General features: G+C 54.5%; 15 protein-coding genes. 4 read left to right on the top strand and 11 right to left on the bottom strand.

Annotated features, from left to right (window positions below; genetic code table 11):
- Window positions 1-9: 9 nt before the first annotated feature.
- The 11 genes from JHD74_RS13660 to nagE form a co-directional block, all read right to left on the bottom strand.
- Window positions 10-819 (bottom strand): MaoC/PaaZ C-terminal domain-containing protein, encoded by an 810-nt coding sequence (locus JHD74_RS13660; RefSeq protein WP_370592642.1) that lies wholly within the window; start codon window positions 817-819, stop codon window positions 10-12.
- Window positions 816-2,066 (bottom strand): beta-ketoacyl-[acyl-carrier-protein] synthase family protein, encoded by a 1,251-nt coding sequence (locus tag JHD74_RS13655; RefSeq protein WP_199062895.1) that lies wholly within the window; start codon window positions 2,064-2,066, stop codon window positions 816-818. The genes JHD74_RS13660 and JHD74_RS13655 overlap by 4 nt, the downstream gene beginning before the upstream one ends.
- Window positions 2,059-3,462: an efflux transporter outer membrane subunit gene (locus tag JHD74_RS13650; RefSeq protein WP_199062905.1), complete on the bottom strand. Its 1,404-nt coding sequence runs from the start codon at window positions 3,460-3,462 to the stop codon at window positions 2,059-2,061. Before JHD74_RS13650 ends, JHD74_RS13655 begins: the two co-directional genes overlap by 8 nt.
- On the bottom strand, window positions 3,462-5,417 hold the full coding sequence (locus JHD74_RS13645; protein WP_199062894.1) for an ABC transporter permease: 1,956 nt from the start codon (window positions 5,415-5,417) through the stop codon (window positions 3,462-3,464). Before JHD74_RS13645 ends, JHD74_RS13650 begins: the two co-directional genes overlap by 1 nt.
- Window positions 5,410-6,573 (bottom strand): efflux RND transporter periplasmic adaptor subunit, encoded by a 1,164-nt coding sequence (locus JHD74_RS13640; protein WP_199062893.1) that lies wholly within the window; start codon window positions 6,571-6,573, stop codon window positions 5,410-5,412. The genes JHD74_RS13645 and JHD74_RS13640 overlap by 8 nt, the downstream gene beginning before the upstream one ends.
- Window positions 6,570-8,708 carry a peptidase domain-containing ABC transporter gene (locus JHD74_RS13635; RefSeq protein WP_199062892.1) on the bottom strand — a complete coding sequence of 713 codons (2,139 nt, stop codon included), beginning with the start codon at window positions 8,706-8,708 and terminating at the stop codon, window positions 6,570-6,572. Before JHD74_RS13635 ends, JHD74_RS13640 begins: the two co-directional genes overlap by 4 nt.
- Before the next feature lie 24 nt (window positions 8,709-8,732).
- Entirely contained in the window at window positions 8,733-9,680 is a 948-nt protein-coding gene (locus JHD74_RS13630; RefSeq protein WP_199062891.1) for an ABC transporter, read from the bottom strand.
- Window positions 9,680-10,348 (bottom strand): thioredoxin domain-containing protein, encoded by a 669-nt coding sequence (locus JHD74_RS13625; RefSeq protein WP_199062890.1) that lies wholly within the window; start codon window positions 10,346-10,348, stop codon window positions 9,680-9,682. The genes JHD74_RS13630 and JHD74_RS13625 overlap by 1 nt, the downstream gene beginning before the upstream one ends.
- Before the next feature lie 210 nt (window positions 10,349-10,558).
- Window positions 10,559-10,747 (bottom strand): DUF4762 family protein, encoded by a 189-nt coding sequence (locus JHD74_RS13620; RefSeq protein WP_024529309.1) that lies wholly within the window; start codon window positions 10,745-10,747, stop codon window positions 10,559-10,561.
- Window positions 10,748-11,267: 520 nt separating this feature from the next.
- Window positions 11,268-12,932, bottom strand: a complete 1,665-nt coding sequence (glnS, locus tag JHD74_RS13615; RefSeq protein WP_199062889.1) for a glutamine--tRNA ligase — start codon at window positions 12,930-12,932, stop codon at window positions 11,268-11,270.
- A gap of 192 nt (window positions 12,933-13,124) precedes the next feature.
- A complete protein-coding gene (nagE, locus tag JHD74_RS13610; RefSeq protein WP_199062888.1) occupies window positions 13,125-15,158 on the bottom strand; it encodes an N-acetylglucosamine-specific PTS transporter subunit IIBC in 2,034 nt (677 codons plus the stop codon).
- A gap of 336 nt (window positions 15,159-15,494) precedes the next feature.
- Here nagE and nagB point away from each other — a divergent pair, with 336 nt between their 5' ends.
- The 4 genes from nagB (at window position 15,495) to JHD74_RS13590 (ending at window position 19,519) form a co-directional block, all read left to right on the top strand.
- Complete coding sequence (nagB, locus tag JHD74_RS13605) at window positions 15,495-16,295, top strand: glucosamine-6-phosphate deaminase (RefSeq protein ID WP_024529306.1); 801 nt, start codon at window positions 15,495-15,497, stop codon at window positions 16,293-16,295.
- An 18-nt stretch (window positions 16,296-16,313) separates the two neighbouring features.
- Window positions 16,314-17,453 (top strand): N-acetylglucosamine-6-phosphate deacetylase, encoded by a 1,140-nt coding sequence (gene nagA / locus JHD74_RS13600; protein ID WP_021805318.1) that lies wholly within the window; start codon window positions 16,314-16,316, stop codon window positions 17,451-17,453.
- Between the two features lie 26 nt (window positions 17,454-17,479).
- Window positions 17,480-18,700 carry an N-acetylglucosamine repressor gene (locus tag JHD74_RS13595; protein ID WP_024529305.1) on the top strand — a complete coding sequence of 407 codons (1,221 nt, stop codon included), beginning with the start codon at window positions 17,480-17,482 and terminating at the stop codon, window positions 18,698-18,700.
- A gap of 66 nt (window positions 18,701-18,766) precedes the next feature.
- Complete coding sequence (locus tag JHD74_RS13590) at window positions 18,767-19,519, top strand: HAD-IIA family hydrolase (protein WP_199062887.1); 753 nt, start codon at window positions 18,767-18,769, stop codon at window positions 19,517-19,519.
- Window positions 19,520-19,829: the final 310 nt, after the last annotated feature.

The raw sequence follows: 19,829 nt of genomic DNA, 5'->3' as shown, positions 1-19,829 counted from the left end.
ATCCTTATGTTATTCACTGACCAACGGCCAGGTTTTCAAAGTGACTGCCGTTGTTATCAGCGGCTGCGACAGCGTGTTAGCCTGGATCTCCGCCCGTAATACCAGGCCGCTGTGTTTATCCCCCATGATCAACATTGGCGAAATCTGGTAGTACAGCCGCTCTGCAAGGTGAAAATGGGGATCGGGGGTAAAAAGTTGGGCGCTGAAGTGGGTTTCATGGTGTGTCTGCACCACCGGGATCTGCGCGAACACGTCGATCAGCGTCTCGGCAGCCAATTCGGGAAACGCTGCGCTCAGCGTCACCAGCGTTGCCGGGGATTGCACCAACAGCTGAAATAACAACGCATCCAGGAATCCCCAAGTCTGAGTGATATCATAAACCTCTCCTGGAAACCGGCGGGCCAGTGTCATCACTTCAGCCGCCGTCAGCGAGTGTTCCTTCACGCCAGCACTTGATGGCAAAAGTGGGGCCGAAGTCAACGTACTGCTAAAACAGCGTTCCTGCGTGGTACTGTCCAGCAGTGCACCGGTCACCGAGCTTCCCTTGCTGGCTATCTGCAACTGATATGACGTCTGGCACAGCACTGGCTGGCGCAAACGTGCGCGGAAGGTACAGCCATCCTGATCCGGCGCTGTAGCCAACAGGGCTGTGCTCAGGTGGCGTTTCATATCCAGCATCGCACGCATCCCATGCACGCTCAGTTGCGCCACACCGATTTTGTGCGCCTGTTGCAGGTCAAAATGGATCGGATTGTAATCGCCAGAAAATGCTGCCCAGGCTTCAGCATCTTGCACGGTGTAAGTGAGATCCATACTCATGCCAGCCCAATCACCAAGGCCGCATTGGCTCCGCCAAATCCGAAGCTCAGATTCAGCGTGTTTTGTAACGCTGCGGAGCGATGCCCCTCACCGATGTAATCCAGATCGCATTGTGGATCGGCATTCGTCAGGTGGCAGGTCGCGGGCATCATCTGATGTTGCATGGCTTGCAGGCAAATAATGGATTCAAAGCTGCCCGCCGCCGCAATAAGATGCCCGGAATAAGATTTGGTGCTGGAAAGCGGTGTGCTAAAAGCGGCTTCACCGAAGGCCAGTTTGATGGCCTGTGTTTCATTCAGATCGTTGAGCGGCGTCGAGGTGCCATGCGCATTGATATAGTCGATATCAGCCGCCACCAATCCCGCCTGATCCAATGCTCGCGCGATAGTCTTGACCCGCGCAAGCTTGTCTTCGGCCGGGGCAGTAAAATCGACGGCATCGGAATAATTACCATAGCCTTTGATCTCGCCAAGGATAGTTGCCCCGCGAGCCAGCGCGGCTTCTCGTTCTTCCAGGCACAAAACGGCCGCCCCTTCTGACAGCACAAAGCCGTTGCGATCCAGGCTGAACGGGCAGCAGGCCTTGCGGATATCTTCCTGCTCGCTCGCCAACGCTCGAAGGATATCGATGTTCCACACTGCGGCATCGGTACGCAGCGACTCCCCGGCTCCGGCAAGCATCATGGAGGCGCGACCACTGCGGATCACCTCAAAAGCATCACCGATGGCGATCGTCCCGGTCGCACAGGCCGCAATCGGGCTGTTTTGATAACCGCGCAGGCCCCAGAACAGGCTGCACGCCGCCGTAGCCGCATTCGGCATCGACAGGAAACAGCCAAAAGGTGACCCCAATCCCGTGCGCAGATAGCCTTCATAATTCATATGAGTTTCATCCTGCCCCGCCCAGCCGCTGCCCATAATCGTGCCGCACTCCAGCAGATCGTAATAGGCCGCCGGGCTGTCGCCCTGAAACGCCATGCCCATCGCCTCACGGGCCGCGGCCAACACCAGCCGGGCAAAACGCGGCAGGCGACGACGGATCGCCGCAGGAACCCCTTTCAAGCTTGGCTCCTCGTCGATCAGCCCCAGAAAACGCGACTTGATCCCCACGCTGGATTTATCGTAATAACGGTAACCTAGCTGATAATCCATGATTGCCGCCCAGCTTTGCGTTGCATTCATTCCCAGCGGCGTCACCGCCCCGTAACCGGTGACCACCACTCGGCGCGGCATTGAACCTTTATTCATGATTTCTCCTTTCCCTGTCATCTTCTTTTGCCACACCACCGCCCAGTGCCAGCCAGAGTTTCATGGTGGCATTGAGGTAGCTGTACTGCAGATCCGCCAGATTATTTTCAATGGTCAGCAGGGCATCTTCTGCATCCAGCAGAGTCTGGAAAGAAACGGCTCCCGCCTGGTATTGGCTAGTCGCCAGCGCTAAACGCTGCTGGCCTAGCTGCAGATTCTGCTGCTGGTTTTTCCTTTGCTGCTGATAGCCAAGCCGCTGCGTCATGGCGTTATCCACATCGGACAAGGCACTGTAGACCGTGCGACGAAACACAATCGCCGCTTGCTTGACATCCAGATCCGACTTTTCGATGGTGAGTTGTACGGTGTTCCATTCCACAAACGGTAAGGCAGCGTTAGCGCCCAATGTTCTGGCCGGGTTGCTGAACCACTGCTGGAAAACATTACTGGCAGCCCCGAGTGACGCACTCAGCGAAAGCGTCGGATAAAAACTCAGGCGAGCCACATCCGAACCCGCCAACGCCGCGCGCAGCTGGCTTTCCGCCGCTTTCACATCCGGGCGGCGGGCGATAACCTCAACCGGCAGCATCTTGGCTATCGGTACATCCTGGTGGGTGTCCAGAGAAGATCGCTCTACCTGACGATCGGTGGGCGAGCGGTTGAACAGGATGGCCAACGCGTTGCGGGCCTCCTCGCGCTGTTGTTGCAACAGACGCAGCCGGTTTTCACGCTCAATCACCGATTGCTGCGCCTGCAATACATCAAGTTGCCCAGCCGTGCCTGCTGCGAAGCGGGACTGCACCATGTCGAGCGTCTGCTTACTGATTGCCAGCCCGGTCTGCTGCTGCGTGATCTGCTGATTGAAGCTGGCGATCTGCCAGTAATAGCGCGCGGTATCACCGATCAATATCAACGCGGTGTTTTGCCGATCCTGCTCCGAGGCCTCAACCTGCCACTGAGCCTGCTCTCTGGCCCGCGCCAGCTTGCCCCACAAATCCAATTCATAGCTCAGATCCAGCGAGGTGCGGTAAGACTCCGTCGGGGTGGTATTGCTGCGCAGATTTTTTTCATTGCTTGCACCGCCGCTAGCCGCCACGTCCGGTGTCAGGTTGGTATCCGTTAACCCCGCAGCCAGCCGCGCCTGCTGTAGCTGCAATCCGGCAATCGCCAGATCGTTGTTACTGGTCAGCACCCGACCAATCAGTGTCGAGAGTTGTGGATCGTCAAAGCTGTCCCACCAGCGTTGGCCGTGCTGTAAATAACCTGCCCCGCTCTCCTGCTGCCGCCATTCGGAGGGCACAGAAAGCATGGGCTGCTGATAGTCGCTTTTGACTAATGAGCCACATCCCGTGAGCAATAAAGGGAATAACAGTGTCCAGGAAAGTTTACCCATCATCATTCGCGTGCCAGCGCCTCCGTAGGGTGAAGACGCGCTGCATTTCGCGCAGGGAAAAAGCCAAACCCCAGGCCGATCAGCGCCGAGAACCCGCAGGCCAGCACCATCGGTGGCCAGGTAAAGATCATGGAAAACTCCTGCGTTACCCAGGAGAAAATCACCCCGGCCAGCCCGGCACCAATAATGCCAATCAGCCCACCCAGCGAGCAGATCACCATCGCTTCGATCAGGAACTGGCGCATAATATCCGCAGGGCGCGCCCCAACCGACAGGCGGATGCCGATCTCATGGGTTCGTTCAGTCACCGATACCAGCATGATATTCATCACGCCAACGCCCCCCACCAGCAGGGAAATTCCGGCGATGGCGGTGATTAGCAGCGTCATGGAATCCGACGCCTTACGGATGGCCTGCGTCATCTGGTCATTGGTCTGGGTGAAAAAGTCACGCTGGCCATGCGCCTGCTCCAATAATGCTTCTACACGGCCTTGCACATCACGCAATGAAATACCGTCGTTGACCCGCAAGGTTATCGATTCAATCGGCATATTGCCGGACATTCGTTCCAGCAACGCGGTGTAAGGCATCCACGCCCCAAGCATCATGCCGCTGAACTTGCCACCTTTGCGCTCGGCAATACCGATCACCCGGTAAGGCGTACCCGCCAACTGGATGATCTCCCCCTCGGGCAGCTCATCTGGCTCAAACAGCGTGGTGCGCAGTTCTGGATCGATGATCACCACCGGTTCACGCTCGTCCAGATCACGCCCGGTAAAGCCGTTGCCGGAGAGGAAATGCAGGCCCTGCACGCGAAAATACGCGTTGCTGATGCCAGAAATCGACACCATGGCCTGCTTGCCTCCACGTACCGCTTTTACCGTATTGCTGACCACTGGTGATACGCTATCGACATAAGGTTGCTCCGCCAGCAGTTCGACATCGGACACCGTGAGCGCCCGCGCAAAATCGGGACGGAGATTATCCCAGCCTAGTCCCGGCCGTATCTCCAGCGTACTGGTGCCCAGCTGGCTGATTTCATTCAGAATACTTTGCCTAGCCCCTTCCCCGACTGCCATGGATGACACCACCGAAGAGATACCGATGATGATACCCAGCATCGACAAAAAGGCCCGGGCGCGGTGCCCTAACAAGGCCCGCCAGGCCATCTTGACGGCCTCTTTCACGCTTTGCCAAAACCTTGTGCGGCCAGTAGCCACAGCAACCGGCAGCGCTGGCGGGGTCTCCAACGGCGCGACGGCATAGTTGGCCTGGTCGGAAATAATCTCACCGTCGCTGATTTCAATGATGCGCTGTGCCTGATTGGCGATATCACGATCGTGGGTCACGATAATCAAAGTGTGTCCTGCCTGGTGCAGTGCGTGCAGGATCCCCATTAGCTCCTGGCCACTGGCACGATCGAGCGCTCCCGTCGGTTCGTCAGCCAGAATGATTTCCGCCCCGTTCATCAGTGCCCGGGCGATACTGACCCGCTGTTGCTGCCCACCGGAAAGCTGGGCCGGTTTGTAATGGATACGCTGCTGCAACCCAAGCCGGGTCAGTAAATACTCGGCCCGTTGCTGACGCTCAGCCGTCGGCATTGCCGTATACAGAGCCGGAATGGCGACGTTTTCAGCGGCGCTGAGGTACGGCATCAGATGATAGCGCTGGAAAATAAACCCAATGTACTGGCTGCGTAATTGAGCCAACTGTTCGCTACTGGCCTCTGGGGTGGAAATTCCCTTGATGGACATCTCCCCCTGCGTCGGCTTATCCAGGCAGCCGATAATATTCATCAGCGTGGATTTCCCCGATCCGGAAGCGCCAATGATCGCCACCATTTCTCCCCGCTGAATAGTGAGTGAGATAGATTTCAACACCGCTACCGTCTGCAATCCGGACACGAAATGTCGGGAGACGCCACTCAGGGCGATCAAAGGATCACTATGTTCAGCCATGATGATCGCTTCCCGGCACCGAGGAGCTCAGCACCACGCGATCTCCCTCGTTGAGCCCTTCTTTGACTTCGGCAAACTGCCGGTCATTAAGCCCAATACGGACCCAGCGTAGCTCAAGCTGCTTGCCATTCATCACCTGCACCTGATAGCGGTCAGCATCCCGCTGTGCGCCAAAGGCGGCAACCGGCACACGCAGGATATTCCTGGCCTGTTCGGTGATGATAAACACTTGGGCAGTCATTGAGGTTCGTAGCAAACGCTGGGCGTTGGCGATCACAAATACGCCGTTGTAATACACCGCAGAGGCTTGTTGGCTGGAGGAAGTCGCAAGGTTGTCGTCCAACAAGGCCTCCCCAGGCGCATCCTGGATCGAGCCCATCACACTCTCATAGCGCTTTTTCGGATCGGCAACCACGTAAAACCACAGTGGCTGCCCAACGCGAACCTTGAGGATGTCCGTTTCTGATATGCGGGTATGCACTGACATGGTGTCGACATCCGCCAATACCAAAATAGTGGGTACGGTTTGAGAAGAGACAATGGTTTGCCCTTCTTTGGTGACAATCCCCAACACTTCACCATCTATCGGCGCGACAATTCGGGTAAAGCCCAGGTTGGCGCGGGCCGTTTCCAGCTCCATCTGCGCCTGAACGATTTGGGCATCATTCACCTTTAGCTGGGCGACCTGCGTCTGGAGCTGGGCCTGGGCTTTCTGCAACTCACTCTTTATGCCGGAACCTTCGCGATCCATTCTGCGCTGCCGGGTCAGTTCCTGCTGATACTGTTTGAGCATCGCCTGAGTGACCTGTTTCTGCGCCTGAGCGCTTTGTAATGCCGCTTCCGATTTCCGCAGCGCATTCTGCTGCAACGTGGGATCAATTTCTGCCAACAGTTGCCCGCGAGTGACGCGATCCCCCTGTTTCACATACAGCTTTTGCAGTTGTCCGTTGACCTGCGCCCCGACGCTGACTTGCAGCAACGGTTTAAGTACCCCGGTAGCCAGCACCGTTTTCTCAATATCACCGCGGGTAATTTCGACAGTATTGAGGGCGCCATCTGATGTTGGCGTCATGGCATACCAGACAACCGCACCGCTCACTGCGGCCAATGCAAGTACAGCCATCAGCACCTTCTTCCCTGTCATTTTAATCTTCATGAGTATGCTGCCGCTGTCAGGTCTGGTTGCGGTGCGAACAGGGTATCAACCTGCTTCATACCCCCATTGTCCATGCGATAAACCCGATCAAACATCGACAGCACGCTTTCGCTGTGTGTCACGGTGATCAGCGTTTTGTGCTGTTCACGGCAATGGGCCAGCAAGGTCGTCATCACCTGATGCGCCGTATTTTCATCCAGGTTGGCCGTGGGTTCATCCAGCACCAGCACCGGGCAGTTACTGTACATTGCCCGTGCCAATAACAGGCGTTGGCGCTGCCCCAGGGACAATCCGGCATGGCTTTCACGGATCAGGGCATTAAGGCCACCCGGCAGTTTTTCTACGACCGAGTGCAGATTCAGCCCCTCAAGGGAACGCTTAATCCGCTGGTGTCGGTGCTCATCCACGTTCTCATCAAACAGCGTGATGTTCTCTAGCACCGAGGCATTGAACAGAATATCTTCCTGACTTTGCAGGAAGAACAAGGTGTGTATCTGCCGATAATCGACCGGCTGACCATCGACTACCACCTCACCTTGCTGTGGAGCCATCAGGCCGGTCATCACTTTCAGCAGCGTGCTTTTGCCCGTCCCCGACTCGCCGACAATGGCAATCCGTTGGCCGGGTTGCAGCGATATCGACAAATCATGCAGCACCGGCAGTTGGGCATCATAGGCAAAGACAATATGGCGAAAACTCAACCGAGAGCTGAACTGCGGGAGCGTCTTAGGCGCCGCTTCAAGTTCAGAGCTGGAAGGAAACAGATCCCGCGCACGGGTATCGATGACGTGCAGCTGGTTCTTCTGCAAAATGGCGTAGAATATTTTGGTGATATACGAGGTGAAAATCTCCCGCACAAAACTGTAGGCGAAAAACTCCCCCAACGTCAGGACACCCTTTTTCAACAATGGCAACGCCAGCAGCATGAAAAACACCATCTCCAGGCTGCCGATCAGCTGATACAGGCTGCTTTTGACCTGTTCATAGATCCTCTGCTGCTGCTGGCAGGTAAACAGGGATAGCGCGTAGCGGGCAAACACGCTTTTGCGCTGGCTATCCAGCCCGGCGGATTTGATGGTGGAAAAACCCTGAATGCTTTCCAGAATAAAGTCGCTTTGCTCCGCCGTTTTTACCTGCAACTGCTGGGTATAATAGCGATCGCGGTAGATGGCCCAGATGCTGATCAATCCCATTAGCGTAACGCCAACGCCAGAGACCATCGCCAGCAGCGGGCTCATGTAACACATGACGCCTAACGCGATAGCGCCGATAATCCAATCGGTACGCAGGCCGTTATCCAGCTCGATCTTGATGCCAGACGCCAACTGCCAGTTGGAAAAGCGGCTGAACACGTCGCCCGGTGCACGTTTGGCAAAGAAGTTGAGCGAATTACTGAGTAACCGCGAGAAACCGGCTACGCTGTTGACCACCACAAAACGTTTGATAAACCGCTCCGTGACCCAACGCACGGCGAAGGCCAGTAGGGTAGAAACAAAAAATGCCAGCAGGAAATAGAAATACGGAAAGTCGGCGTCACCCGCCGAGGAGTAAACCTGATTGATGGCGCTGCCCACCATCGTCGGCATGATGAACAGGGTTAAGGAAATCAGAAAGGCCAGCACCATCAGCCGATAGATACCCGGCATCCTGGCAGTCTCTTTCAGGCTCATGCACTCCAAGGCTTTGAAACCCGTTCCGCGCTTTTTATCCGCCTTTGCCTGTGAAGCGGGTTGGCTTTCACTGTCCAGCACCAGCGCGTAGCCGCTGATTTCCAATTTTAATGCATCGATGGGCAACAGCTGCTGACCTATCGCCGGGTTCATCACGCAAACATAGTTGCCCTGGCGGTACGCCAACAGCACATAGTGGCTGGCACCATAGTGTAAAATGGCAGGCAGCGGCAGCTCCGCCAGCTCACCATGATCGAAAATCACCGGGTAAGCGGGTATGGCCAGCTCAGAGAGAATGGTACATAACGTGGTCAACGAGGTGCCGTGCTGCGACGCAGGATAGCGTTCACGCAAGTTCTCCAGCGGGGCATCGATGCCCTGCGTCTGCGCCAGCATGGCGATGCAGGCCAACCCACATTCATTGGTTTCACCTTGAAAAACCTGCGTCGGGATTATCTTTTCCATGATCTGACTTCTTCAATTTCCAGATTATTCATTGATAAAAAATAACGAATGCGCGTGCCATAACAGCCAGTCTTCAGGATGCCGGGCTATCGACGTTTCAATGATTTCCGGCAGCCTGGCTTTCAGGCTGCGAGCCTGCACCGGCGGCTCGATATGGATTTTTAGTTCCTGGTCGTAATACAGGTAATAAAAAACCACCTGTGCCGATAACGCCCGGGCAATACGTATCACTCCGCTGTGCAAATTGGCTGGGCGATCGAAAAGCCGACAATGTAGTTTTGCCGTTGCTGCTGTATTGGTATTTACGGTGTAATCGGGGGTGATATCAGGGAAGATCATGATGTTCCGCCGATGATCCGCTGCCTCCATGATCGCCGCCATCAGGTTGCCGGCAATTTCCCGGCTATCGTCATGGATAGAACAATATGAAAGATTGACCTTCCCTAGCTGGCGGACTTTTTCCTGATAGATTTCGACACTGCTGGAAACGATCACCGTTGCCTGACCTGGGAAAGCCGCTCCCCCAACCATTCCAGCCAACACATCGGAAACCATATGCAACGGAGCCAGCACCACCGGCGAACCGGCTTGATGCAAAGGCTCCACCACGGCATTCAACTGCGCTTTACAACGCTCCATCTGAGCCTGTATCTGTGGGTTTTGCCCATAGGTAGCAGCCAGATCCAATAGCCGCCGGCGATAGCTCAAGCCAGCAAAGTCCAATTTACGGCCATCACCAAGCAAGCACTGCTTATTGGCGGCGGCCACAAAAGCACGCCTGCGCTCCCCTCGGTCGCCTAGCCGAAACCTTCTGCCCCACGCCGCCAGCACAAGAAACCAACGATAATCACCGTGCTGCAATAGCCAACAGGCGACACTTCTCTGTGCTTTGCGCAAGGGCGCCATACTACGCATCAGCGTTGCCAGGCTATTTCGCCATGCCAGATAGGCCCACACAGCAAAGAAACGCATTAGGGCTCCAGCGGTTTGTCATGCTGTAACAACGACAGCAAGTGGTCAGCAAACTCGGGGAACTCACGATCCTGCAATGCCAGCCATTTCCTGTTGACGATAAAGCTCGGCGTGGCGTCGATGTTGTAATAGCGGGTGACATCGGTCATATAGCTCAGCAAAGCTTTAACCTGCGGGGTCTGGCTAACACGGGTGTACTCCGCGAGATCGATGTTTTGTTCCTGAAGCCAGATATCACGACTTTTAGGGTTACTCAGATCGATCTTGTCACGGATAATCGCGTCGTAGGCGCTCTGACGGTGCAGCGGTTCAATGCCCATCACCGTTAACGTCGCAAACAATGAGGAAAAACTGGCCAAACCATTCATCTGCTCATTATTGATATGCAAACGGATCAACTTGCTCCCGGCAGGCATCCGCGCTTCCAGCTTATCTATGTTTTCTTCATTCAGGGCGCAGTAATGGCAACCATAAGAGAAGAGTTCGATAAGGGTATTGCCTTCTTCGATCGGACTATTGTTAACATTGTTATTATCGAAAGCGGCCAGACTTTGCTGTTCGTCATTGGTGTTCAATACAAAATAGTGAAAATAGGCTGTCGTCATGAGTGATGAAACAATAATAACCACTAACGTATACAGCGTAATAAACAGAGGGGTTCTGAACATGAAAAACGCGTCCTAAAAGTACCAGGCAATTAGCTTTATCGTTGCAAAACAGGCTGACACGAAAAAATCGCATCAGCACTGAAATAAACGCCGAATAATGATCCATGCTTACCCGCCCTTACTGGACACAGGCTTGAGCGTGACTCTGGCTCAATAACCATCTTTTCAAGGGTAGTAAGGACAGGGACAACTGGACACCGTTACTCAGTATTACTTCTCAATGATACCGCAATTGGCCAAAGCGGTAGGCTTAGAGTCCTGGCTGATGACTTTACCGGTTTTATCGGTGCAGGTCGTTACCATATTGCACTTGAAACCAGAGGCGACATATTTGGTAGAACAGGTTTTGCAGGTACCACCGACGATTGAGTTTGCTTGAGAAACAGTAAGCTTTTTCACAACATAATCCTTATATAGTGAGTATAAATCAGCCTTGGGATTATCTATCTTGATAGAAAAAAACCATGCTTAGTATAAAGGCACAATAAACTATGCCTTTATTAAAGCATGCTGACTTTTATTATTTACCATCCTGTATTTTCGGCAAGAATAGCCGAACAACTAACTCAGATCAATAAATTTGTGGCTAATACGCAGAGCGAGAAAATATAAGTATAAGTGGTCGCAACCTTCCGTTATTTCGATATTTAGTAATAGGAATAAGCCAAGATGAACGACTCAAAATTTACGCAATATTAAGTGCGATTCAGATAAATCCGGCGAGTTTATTACCACAATTTCACTATGGGCATAGAGTTGCAGTTAAAAGAACGCAGGCCAAATGATCACAATCAGGGGCAGTAAGCGGAAAGGGAAACGGCATGAAGGGAGGATTCAGAGTAAAGCTGGAGATGTCTCTTGACCAGAAGATCCGATCAAGAGACAAACAGACAAAGAAACGCGCTAGGCTTGGCTAAGCTTAAGCACCAATCTTGGCCCAGGTATCACGCAGGCCTACGGTGCGGTTAAACACCAAGCGATCGGCCGTAGAATAGCGGCTGTCGGCGCAGAAATAGCCTTCACGCTCAAACTGGTAGGCTTTCTCCGGCTGGGCAGCCGCCAGGCTTGGCTCGACAAAGCCTTGCTTGATAATCAGCGATTCCGGGTTGATGGTGGCGAGGAAGTCCTCAGCCGCCGCCGGGTTAGCCACGCTGAACAGACGATCGTACAGGCGAATTTCTGCCGGTAAGGCGTGTGCCGCAGACACCCAGTGGATCACGCCTTTCACCTTGCGGCCATCGGCAGGATCTTTGCTCAGCGTATCTGGATCGTAGGTGCAGAAAATGGTGGTAATTTCACCCTCTGCATCCTTCTCTACGCGCTCAGCCTTGATCACATACGCATTACGCAGGCGCACTTCTTTGCCCAGCACCAGGCGTTTGTACTGCTTGTTGGCTTCTTCACGGAAGTCTGCACGATCGATATACACTTCGCGGCTGAATGGCACTTCACGGCTGCCCATTTCCGGCTGATTCGGGTGGTTAGGCATGGTCACCATTTCCACGTCTTGCGACATGTTCTCGATGATCACCTTCACCGGATCCAGCACGGCCATGGCGCGCGGTGCGTGCTCATTCAGATCGTCACGAATACAGGACTCCAGCGCCATCATCTCGACGTTATTGTCCTGTTTGGTGACGCCGATACGCTGGCAGAACTCGCGAATGGAGGCGGCCGTATAGCCACGACGACGCAGGCCGGAAACGGTTGGCATACGTGGGTCATCCCAACCTTCAACGATCTTCTCGGTCACCAGCTGGCTCAGCTTGCGCTTGGACATGATGGCGTATTCGAGATTCAGGCGTGAGAACTCGTACTGACGCGGATGGCAAGGGATGGTGATGTTATCCAGCACCCAATCGTACAGACGGCGGTTATCCTGGAACTCCAGAGTACACAGCGAATGGGTGATCCCTTCCAGCGCATCGGAAATGCAGTGGGTGAAATCGTACATCGGGTAGATGCACCATTTGTTGCCGGTCTGATGGTGTTCCGCAAACTTGATGCGGTAGATCACCGGATCGCGCATCACGATAAACGGCGAGGCCATATCGATTTTGGCGCGCAGGCAAGCGGTGCCTTCGGCAAACTCGCCGTTACGCATCTTCTCAAACAGCGTCAGGTTCTCTTCAACCGTGCGGGTACGGTATGGGCTGTCTTTGCCCGGAGCCGTCAACGAGCCACGATATTCACGGATCTGCTCGGGAGAAAGCTCGTCAACATAAGCCAGGCCTTTGTTGATCAGCTCAACCGCATACTGGTGCAGTTGATCGAAATAGTCCGAGGAATAACGAACGTCGCCGCTCCAGGTAAAGCCTAACCACTCCACATCGTGCTTGATGGAGTCGACAAATTCGATGTCTTCTTTTACCGGGTTGGTGTCATCGAAGCGCAGGTTACATTGGCCCTGATAATCCTTGGCGATACCAAAGTTCAGGCAAATGGACTTGGCATGGCCGATATGCAGATAGCCATTAGGCTCCGGTGGGAAACGTGTATGAACCGACGTATGCTTCCCTGATGCCAGATCTTCATCAATGATCTGACGGATAAAATTGGTTGGGCGGGCTTCTGCCTCACTCATGTCACTATTCCTCAAATGCAAAGCGCTACACATATAACCTTCTATGTTCCAATAAGCCGCGCCCAGAAACAACCGTTATTCGTCAAGTTCCCATGGTGCAAAAACAAAAAAAGCGGGAAAAGATCGCTCTTTTCCCGCTGATACTGCTTACCGCCCGTTTAACGCCCGGGCGAAGCCAGGGTTAAACCCAACTTATTTCTGGATCTCGAACAGCTTGGTCTGGCCAGCAACCACATTGCCGGTTGCTAGCGCCGTCAGGCCAGCATAGTCATCAGCATTGCTGACCACTACCGGGCTGATCATCGAGCGCGCATTGGCGTTCAGGTATTCCAGATCCATTTCCAGGATAGGCTGGCCTGCTTTCACCTCAGCACCCTCTTCCACCAGGCGTTTGAAGCCCTGACCGTTCAGCGCCACGGTGTCGATACCCATGTGCACGACGATCTCCGCGCCCTTGTCTGTTTCCAGGCAGAAAGCGTGATTGGTGTTGAAGATCTTCACCACGGTGCCATCAGCTGGCGCCACGACGGTTTTATCGGTTGGGCGAATGGCCACACCGTCACCGACCGCTTTGCTGGCGAAGGCTTCGTCCGGCACCTGATCCAGAGCAACCACTTCACCGGTTACCGGCGCCACCAGCGCTTCCAACACGGTTTTAGTAGCGTTAGGTACAGCCTGCGGTTTAACTTCTGCCGCAGCGGCTGCGGCGGCTGGAGCAGAGGCTGCCGCTACCTGGCCTGCTGCAACCACTTTGGTCATCGCACTGGCAATCAGTTCGGCACGAGTCCCGACGATTACCTGCACGCTTTGCTTGTTCAGACGGATCACGCCAGAAGCACCCAGGCGTTTAGCCAGAGCATCGTTCACCAACGCAGAATCTTTGACGTTCAGACGCAGACGGGTGATACAGGCATCGATCCCGGTCAGGTTGTCAGACCCCCCGATGGCACTCACATAGCGACGAGCCAGGGTAGTGGTTTCATCTTCGTTCTTACCCGCAGCGGTATCCACGTCATAACCGTCGGTTTCGTCACCGGCAACGGCCAGTTCACGGCCTGGGGTCATCAGGTTGAATTTTTTGATGGTGAAGCGGAAGACCACGTAGTAGATAGCGAAGAACACCAGGCCTTGCGGGATGAGCATGTACCAGTGGGTCGCCAGTGGGTTACGCGTTGACAACGCCATATCCACCAGACCGGCACTGAAGCCAAAACCGGCAATCCACTGCATGCTGGCTGCGATGAACACGGAGATACCGGTCAGAACGGCATGGATCACATACAGCACTGGAGCAACGAACATGAAGGAGAATTCCAGCGGCTCGGTGATCCCGGTGAAGAAGGCAGCGAACGCCCCCGCCATCATGATACCCAGCACTTTCGCTTTGTTCTCAGGACGTGCGCAGTGGTAGATGGCCAGTGCTGCACCCGGCAGACCGAACATCATGATTGGGAAGAAGCCTGCCTGGTAACGACCGGTGATACCGACAGTGGCTTTACCCGCTTCAATAGACTGCGCGCCACCCAGGAAGTTAGGAATATCGTTAATACCGGCAACGTCAAACCAGAATACCGAGTTCAGCGCATGGTGCAGACCGACCGGAATTAACAGACGGTTGAAGAAGGCGTAGATACCGGCACCGGCAGAGCCGAGTTTTTGGATGTGCTCACCGAAGCTGACCAGACCGTTGAAAACCACCGGCCAGATGTACATCAGGATGAAGGCAACCAGGATCATCAGGAAGGAGATCAGGATTGGCACCAGACGACGGCCGCTGAAGAACGACAGCGCTTTCGGCAGTTCAACACCGCTGAAACGGTTGTAGACTTCGGCAGAAATGATACCCACCAGGATACCCACGAACTGGTTCTCAATTTTGCCAAAGGCGGCTGGAACCTGATCGAGAGGGATCTTCTGAATCATGGACACGGCGGCAGGTGAACACAGCGTGGTCACTACCAGGAAGCCGACAAAACCGGTCAGTGCAGCAGCACCGTCTTTGTCTTTGGACATACCGTAAGCCACACCAATGGCGAACAGGACCGACATATGATCGATAATGGCCGAACCGGATTTGATGAACAAGGCTGCCAGAGCATTGTCCCCACCCCAGCTAACCGGGTCAATCCAGTAGCCGACGCCCATCAGGATGGCCGCGGCAGGCAGTGTGGCTACCGGAACCATCAAGGCCCGACCCACCTTTTGTAAATAACTAAGAATGTTCACCTTTTCCCCCTATTCGTCCGATGCCGGACCCTATTGGCAGTTTATTGAGATAACTCACTACCTTTTTAGAAATAACGCTTGGCACGTATCACTCATGCGGAGTGTAAAAAAATTATTTCGTATCGCAAATTAAAACCTCCTTTTTTGTGACAAATGTCACCAAAAAGTAGTGTTAAACTGCCACATTGCTAGCCATCGCACAAAACTTATTTTATCATTCAAAAAATCAACGGACAGTAATCCCGAATACCAGCTTCACAAAGCTGAGTTACGCTTTAAGCTACGGTTGTTGCCCGTACCAGTATAGACACAGTTTATTCTACCTAGAGGTGTACGATGAGACTTATCCCACTACAAGACACTACTCAAGTCGGCAAATGGGCCGCACGCCATATCGTTCAGCGTATCAACGCCTTCAAACCGACCGCAGAACGCCCGTTCGTCCTTGGCCTGCCAACCGGTGGCACCCCGCTGGAAGCCTACAAACACCTGATCGCGATGCACAAAGCCGGTGAAGTCAGCTTCAAGCACGTCGTGACCTTCAACATGGATGAATATGTTGGCCTGCCGCAGGAACACCCGGAAAGCTACCACACCTTCATGTACCGCAACTTCTTCGACCACGTTGATATCCCACGTGAAAATATCAACCTGCTGAACGGTAACGCAGCAGACGTTGATGAAGAATGCCGTCAGTACGAAGCCAAAATGAAATCCTACGGCAAAGTTAACCTGTTCATGGGCGGCGTAGGCTTCGATGGCCACATTGCGTTCAACGAACCAGCGTCTTCCCTGGCTTCACGCACCCGTATCAAAACGCTGACCGAAGAAACCCGCATCGCCAACTCCCGCTTCTTCGACGGTGACGTAAGCCAGGTGCCAAAATATGCTCTGACCGTCGGCGTAGGCACCCTGCTCGATGCGGAAGAAGTGATGATCCTGGTCACCGGCCGTGGCAAGGCACAGGCGCTGGAAGCCGCAGTGGAAGGCAGCATCAACCACCTGTGGACCATTAGCTGCCTGCAGCTGCATGCCAAAGCCGTGGTGGTTTGTGACGAACCGTCCACCATGGAACTGAAGGTGAAAACCGTTAAGTATTTCCGCGAGTTGGAAGCGGAAAGCGTTAATAGTCTTTAATTTTTTGCAGGGGGCTACATGTTCGCTTTAACCCAATGCCGGATTTTTACCGGCCATGACGTGCTTGATGACCATGCGGTAGTGATTGCTGATGGCCTGATTGAACGAGTCTGCCCACTGGCCGAATTGCCAGCAGGCATCGAAACGCGCGATCTGGGTGGCGCCATCCTAGCCCCCGGTTTTATCGACGTGCAGCTTAACGGCTGCGGCGGCGTGCAATTTAACGACTCACTGGAAGCCATCTCGGAAACCACGCTGGAAATCATGCAGCGCGCCAACGAGAAATCCGGCTGTACCAGCTATCTGCCAACGCTGATCACCTGCAGCGACGATTATATGAAGCACGGCATCAACGTGATGCGCGCTTATCTGAAGAACCATCCCAATCAGGCCCTTGGCCTGCATCTGGAAGGGCCGTACCTGAGCCTGGAGAAGAAAGGCACCCACAACCCGGCGTTTATCCGCAAGCCTACCAGCGAGATGATCGACTACCTGTGTGCCAACGCCGACGTGATCAGCAAAGTGACCCTGGCGCCAGAAATGGTGGAACCTCACTTTATCAAACAGCTGAGCGACGCCGGTATCGTGGTGTCCGCTGGCCACTCCAACGCCACTTACGATCAGGCACGCGTGGGTTTCGCCGCAGGCATAACCTTCGCCACCCATCTGTACAATGCCATGCCGTACATCAGCGGCCGCGAACCGGGCCTGATGGGCGCGATCTTCGACACGCCAGAAGTGTATACCGGCATCATTGCCGATGGGCACCACGTGGCCTGGGCGAGTATCCGTAACGCCAAGCGGGTAAAAGGTGATAAATTGGTGCTGGTCACCGATGCTACTGCACCAGCAGGCGCGGATATCGATCAGTTTATTTTCGCGGGTAAAACCATTTATTATCGTGACGGCCTGTGTGTTGACGAAAACGGCACTCTGAGCGGCTCCGCACTGACCATGATCGAAGCGGTGCAAAACAGCGTAGAGCATGTTGGTATCGCACTGGACGAAGCGCTGCGCATGGCGACGCTCTATCCGGCTCGCGCTATCGGTGTCGAACAGCGTTTAGGCACCATCGAAGCCGGCAAGGTCGCCAACCTGACCGCCTTTACCCGTGATTACCAAATCACCAAGACCCTCGTTAACGGCAACGAGGTTTAATCCATGAACAGCGAGTAGAATTATTGATGAGCACTGGCGGACAAGCACAAATAGGGAATGTTGACTTAGTTAAGCAACTTAACGGCGCAGCAGTGTATCGCCTGATCGACCAGCAAGGCCCGATCTCGCGCATTCAGATTGCCGAACTCAGTCAGCTTGCCCCCGCCAGCGTCACTAAGATTACTCGCCAACTGTTGGAGCGCGGGCTGATCAAAGAGGTCGATCAGCAAGCCTCCACCGGTGGCCGCCGTGCCATTTCCATTGTCAGTGAAACCCGCAATTTCCACACCGTTGCCGTCCGCCTGGGCCGCCATGATGCCACTATCACCCTGTACGATATGGGCGGTAAGTCGCTCGGAGAGGAGCACTACCCTCTGCCGGAACGCACCCAGGAGACACTGGAAAACGCACTGCTCAACGCCATTGCGCAGTTTATCGAAAGTTACCAACGCAAACTGCGCGAACTGATCGCCATTGCCGTGATCCTGCCTGGCCTGGTCGATCCGGCTTTAGGTGTAGTGCGCTATATGCCGCACATCAACGTCGATAACTGGGCGTTGGTCGATCATCTTCAGCAACGCTTCAACGTCACCAGTTTTGTCGGCCACGATATCCGCAGCCTGGCCTTGGCGGAGCACTACTTCGGGGCTACCCGGGATTGTGAAGACTCCATTCTGGTGCGCCTGCACCGGGGCACCGGCGCCGGGATCATCGTCAACGGCAAAATCTTCCTCGGTAATAACGGCAACGTGGGGGAGATTGGTCATATTCAAATCGATCCCCTCGGCGAACGCTGCCACTGCGGTAACTTCGGCTGTCTGGAAACCGTGGCGGCCAACGCAGCTATCGAACAGCGCGTACGCCACCTGCTGACTCAGGGCTACCCAAGCAAAATGACGCTGGACGACTGTAGCATCGCCGCCATCTGCAAAGCCGCCAATCGCGGAGATTTGCTGGCCAGCGAAGTGATCGAACACGTTGGCCGCTATCTGGGCAAGGCGGTAGCCATCGCTATCAACCTGTTCAACCCACAAAAAGTGGTGATCGCCGGTGAAATCACCGAAGCGGACAAAGTGTTGTTACCCGCCATCCAAAGCTGCATCAACACCCAGGTGCTGAAGGATTTCCGCAGAAACCTGCCCGTGGTCACTTCCGAACTCAATCACCGTTCAGCGATCGGTGCTTTTGCCCTGGCGAAACGGGCAATGCTCAACGGTGTACTTCTCCAACGGCTGCTAGAAAGTTAAACTGCCTGTTTGGCAGGGATGCACTTCTGGCTTTTTGCCCTGCCGTTTATCATGAGACCAGCAACAATGACTATCAAAAACGTGATATGTGACATCGACGGCGTGCTGCTGCATGACAATACCCCGATCCCTGGAGCCGATCTGTTCCTGGCCCGTATTCAGGAACAAGGGATGCCGTTGGTGGTGCTAACCAACTACCCTTCGCAAACCGCCCAGGATCTGGCCAACCGCTTTGCCGCCGCTGGCCTGGACGTGCCAGAAAGCGCGTTTTATACCTCAGCGATGGCGACGGCCGATTTCCTGCGCCGCCAGGAAGGTAAAAAAGCCTATGTGGTGGGCGAAGGCGCACTGATCCACGAACTCTACAAAGCCGGCTTTACCATCACCGATATCAACCCGGATTTCGTGATCGTGGGTGAGACCCGTTCCTACAACTGGGACATGATGCATAAAGCGGCCTTCTTCGTGAACAACGGGGCACGGTTTATAGCCACTAACCCGGATACCCATGGCCACGGTTTCACACCGGCTTGTGGGGCTCTGTGTGCGCCGATCGAGAAGATCACCGGCCGTAAGCCGTTTTATGTCGGCAAGCCTAGCCCGTGGATTATCCGCGCCGCACTGAACAAGATGCAGGGACATTCGGAAGAGACGGTCATTATCGGGGACAACCTGCGCACCGATATTCTGGCAGGCTTCCAGGCCGGGCTGGAAACCGTGCTGGTGCTGTCTGGCGTCTCAACGCTGAACGATGTTGAATCCATGCCATTCCGCCCGAGCCATATCTTCCCTTCCGTGGCGGATATCACTATTTTTTAAGCCGCAAGCAATGGCCCCTCACCCTAACCCTTATGTCTTGATCTTCTCCGCCTTAGCGGAGAAGATCCCCGACTGATCATCGGGAGATAGCCGGTGAGCTCCCCCTAGCCCTTGTGCCTCTGAGCCCGCGGGAGAGATTGTGCCCCGGCTGTCTATTTCCCTGTCGCCTTCTAGACCGAACGATATCCTGTGCCTATGAGCACCCACATATAAGGATGGTCCGGCGATAAATTACAGACATGTTTATGGAGTGCCATCATGCGCAGAACCCCTGTCGGCGTTGATATCGCCAAACTCAAGTTTGATGTCG

This window comes from Serratia sp. ASV30 (assembly GCF_016428815.1).
Lineage (GTDB): Bacteria > Pseudomonadota > Gammaproteobacteria > Enterobacterales > Enterobacteriaceae > Chania > Chania fonticola_C.
The sequence above is the reverse complement of the archived record's forward strand: the minus strand, read 5'-3'. Positions and strand labels throughout refer to the sequence as shown.